The sequence below is a fragment of the Bradyrhizobium sp. 31Argb genome (assembly GCF_043638955.1).
Taxonomy (GTDB): Bacteria; Pseudomonadota; Alphaproteobacteria; order Rhizobiales; family Xanthobacteraceae; genus Bradyrhizobium.
Genome location: NZ_JBEGDB010000481.1, coordinates 1 through 3,045 on the forward strand (window position 1 = coordinate 1; position 3,045 = coordinate 3,045).

The 3,045-nt window shown below is 62.4% G+C and carries 4 protein-coding genes; 1 reads left to right on the top strand and 3 read right to left on the bottom strand.

Going from position 1 to position 3,045, the window contains the following annotated elements:
* Positions 1 to 106: 106 nt before the first annotated feature.
* Positions 107 to 547 (bottom strand): cyclic nucleotide-binding domain-containing protein, encoded by a 441-nt coding sequence (locus AAFX91_RS40330; protein WP_130581788.1) that lies wholly within the window; start codon positions 545 to 547, stop codon positions 107 to 109.
* 41 nt (positions 548 to 588) lie between these two features.
* Positions 589 to 1,275: a response regulator transcription factor gene (locus AAFX91_RS40335; protein ID WP_027582830.1), complete on the bottom strand. Its 687-nt coding sequence runs from the start codon at positions 1,273 to 1,275 to the stop codon at positions 589 to 591.
* A gap of 217 nt (positions 1,276 to 1,492) precedes the next feature.
* Between AAFX91_RS40335 and AAFX91_RS40340 the strand changes: the two genes are divergently transcribed.
* Entirely contained in the window at positions 1,493 to 2,062 is a 570-nt protein-coding gene (locus AAFX91_RS40340) for a L,D-transpeptidase (protein WP_394570202.1), read from the top strand.
* Between the two features lie 165 nt (positions 2,063 to 2,227).
* Here the strand turns inward: AAFX91_RS40340 and AAFX91_RS40345 are convergent, their stop codons facing one another.
* On the bottom strand, positions 2,228 to 2,917 hold the full coding sequence (locus AAFX91_RS40345; protein WP_130581786.1) for a YggS family pyridoxal phosphate-dependent enzyme: 690 nt from the start codon (positions 2,915 to 2,917) through the stop codon (positions 2,228 to 2,230).
* Positions 2,918 to 3,045: the final 128 nt, after the last annotated feature.

The following is a 3,045-nucleotide window of genomic DNA, read 5'->3' on the forward strand; positions in this document are numbered from 1 at the left end:
CCCCATCAACCACAGGCCTATGTGGTGTGCTCCGCTGCAACCGCTTGCTCGCGCCACAACACCTCCCTGTGGTTATGCGTCCCCGCTTTCGCGAGGACGACGGAGGCTATGAACTCAACTTCCCGCCCGCGACCACGATATCGCTGGCGAGCTGGCTGGTGCGGGTGGCGAATTCGTCGCGCAGCCTTCGCGCCGCGGCCGGATCGCTTTCCAGCACGCGTTGAAACAGGCTGCGCGAGATTCGAATACAGGTGGCGCGCTCCAGCGCGGTCGCGGTCGACGGCCGCTTCATCGGCACGATCAGCGCGAGCTCGCCGATCAGCGCGCCGGGGCCTGCGATGATCTCGGCACCGCCATCTTCCACGCGGAAAGCGCCGCGCTGCACGACATAGCCCGCATCCGCCTGATCGCCGGCATGGAAGAGAACGTCGCCGCGTTCGAAATTGCGCTGTTCGGAGCCGATCGCAAGCATACGCAGCGCAGTTTCCCCCAGCAGGCGCAAGGTGGAGACGCGTTCGAGCAGCGCTACGTCATCTTCGATCGACATTCAGGCCGGTGACCGGGGATACGATTCGGTCGCGAATCGTATCACGGCACCAGTTTGTAGCCACCGGCTTCGGTCACCAGGATCTCGGGATTGGCGGCATCTTTCTCGATCTTCTGCCGAAGCCGGTAAATATGCGTTTCCAGCGTATGGGTGGTGACGCCCGAATTGTAGCCCCAGACTTCCTGCAGCAGCGTCTCGCGCGACACCGGCATCTGGCCGGCGCGGTAGAGGAAGCGCAGGATCGCGGTCTCCTTCTCGGTCAGCCGCACTTTCCGCGCATTGGCGGCGGTCAGCATCTTCGAGCCGGGCCGGAAGCTGTAGGGACCGACGGAGAACACCGCGTCTTCGCTCGCCTCGTGCTGGCGGAGCTGCGCGCGAATCCGGGCCAGCAGCACCGCGAAGCGGAAGGGCTTTGCCACATAGTCATTGGCGCCGGATTCGAGGCCGAGGATGGTGTCCGAATCGGTGTCATGGCCGGTCAGCATGATGATCGGCGCCTTGAAGCCGCCTTTGCGCAAAGACCGCACCACCTCGCGGCCATCGGTATCGGGGAGGCCCACATCCATCAGGACCAGATCGGGAGAGTTGGTCTTGGCCGCGCTGGCGCCCTTGGCGCCGGTGTCGACTGCGGAGGCTTCGAATTCCTCGTGAAGGGAAAGTTGCTCGACCAGCGTGTCACGCAGGTCGGTGTCATCATCCACGATCAAAATCTTGCGGGCATTGGCCATAGGAACGATCCTCTTGGAGGCAGGCAGCGGACACAAGCGGACAGCGCTTTGGCCGAGACTTGATGGCGAGACTCGCTTTGTAGGTAGTCGTTCATTACCGATTCACAAGCCGATCACAGTCTATCCCAAATCAGCATCCGATTGGATGAATGTGCTGTAATCCCGCCAGATAGAACAATCGGGGCCGGGCAGGCAAGGCGCGGGCTTTTTGATTCACATGAGAAGTTCCAATTTTTCAATCACTTATGAGACAACCGCGCATGATCGGCCGTTGTCCCTGGTCCGGGTCCAACCCGCCGCCGGTAACCCGTGCCGGGGGCGGCTGACCGCCGACGGCTGGTCGGTGCCGGTGGCGCTCGGCCGGGGCGGCATCCTCGCCAATAAGCGCGAGGGCGACGGCGGCACCCCCCGGGGCATCTTCCGCCCGCGGCAATTGTGGTGGCGGGCGGACCGCTCCCCGCGACCGACGAGCTTCCTGCCCACCCGCCCCATTCGGCCCGAGGACGCCTGGTGCGAGGACCCGCGGGACCGCCATTACAACCAGCCGGTGCAGCGTACCCGCGAGCAGAACGGCGACCGGCTGACGCGCGAGGATCATCTCTACGACTTCATCATCGAGATCGACCACAACGCCACCCCGCGCATCGCCGGCCGTGGCAGCGCGGTGTTCCTGCATCTGGCCCGTCCAAATTTCGCGCCGACCGCCGGCTGCGTCTCGATGACCAAATCCGCGATGCTGCGGCTACTACGGCGAATGAGCCCGCAGACGAGAATCGTGATTGGGTAGAGGGCTGGTTTTGCCCTGCGGGGAAGGGAATCAGTTGGGCTCGACCAGGCTTCCACAACGTCATTGCGAGGAGCGAAGCGACCGAAGCAATCCATGCCTCAGCAGGTGGCGAAATGGATTGCTTCGCTTCGCTCGCAATGACGACGTGGAGAGCGCCGCCATCCTTTACCGCGCCCCAAAAATCGCAGATCCTACCCGCACATGGGTCGCGCCCATCTGGATCGCGGTGGCGAAATCGGCGCTCATGCCCATCGAGAGATTTGTCAGGCCATTGCGCCCGGCGATCTTGGCCGTCAGCGCGAAGTGCGGGGCAGGGGGGTCGTTGACCGGCGGGATGCACATCAGGCCCGAGATCGAAAGCCCGTAATGCTCCCGGCAGCGTGCGATGAAGGCGTCGGCATCGGACGGGGAAATGCCTGCTTTTTGCGGCTCCTCGCCGGTATTGATCTGGATGAACAATTGCGGCTGCCGGTTCTGGTTTTTGATTTCCTTGGCTAACGCTTCGCAAATGCTGGGGCGGTCCACCGAATGGATGGCATCGAACAGCGCCACCGCCTCCTTCGCCTTGTTGGATTGCAACGGCCCGATCAGGTGCAGCACGATGCCGGGGTGGGCTTGCATCAAGGAAGGCCACTTCGTCTTGGCTTCCTGCACGCGATTCTCGCCGAAAACGCGCTGTCCGGCCGCGATGACGGGCGAAATCGCATCCGCATTGAATGTTTTCGACACCGCGATCAACGTCACCGAGCCACGATCGCGACGCGCGTCCTTGCAGGCGCGCGCGATTTCCTCCTCGACCTCTGCGAGACCGTTTGGTGAATGCGCGGTTAGCGGCGCTGTGTTTTCCGGTGTCATGTCATCTACCAACGCGTAGGCTAGAGCATTTTCGGTTCTGATTGAATCAGGACCGAAGCTCTAGATTCTTGTTTTGACGCGTTTTCTACGCAGATAAGTCTACGCAATCTGCGTAAACTTGATTGCTA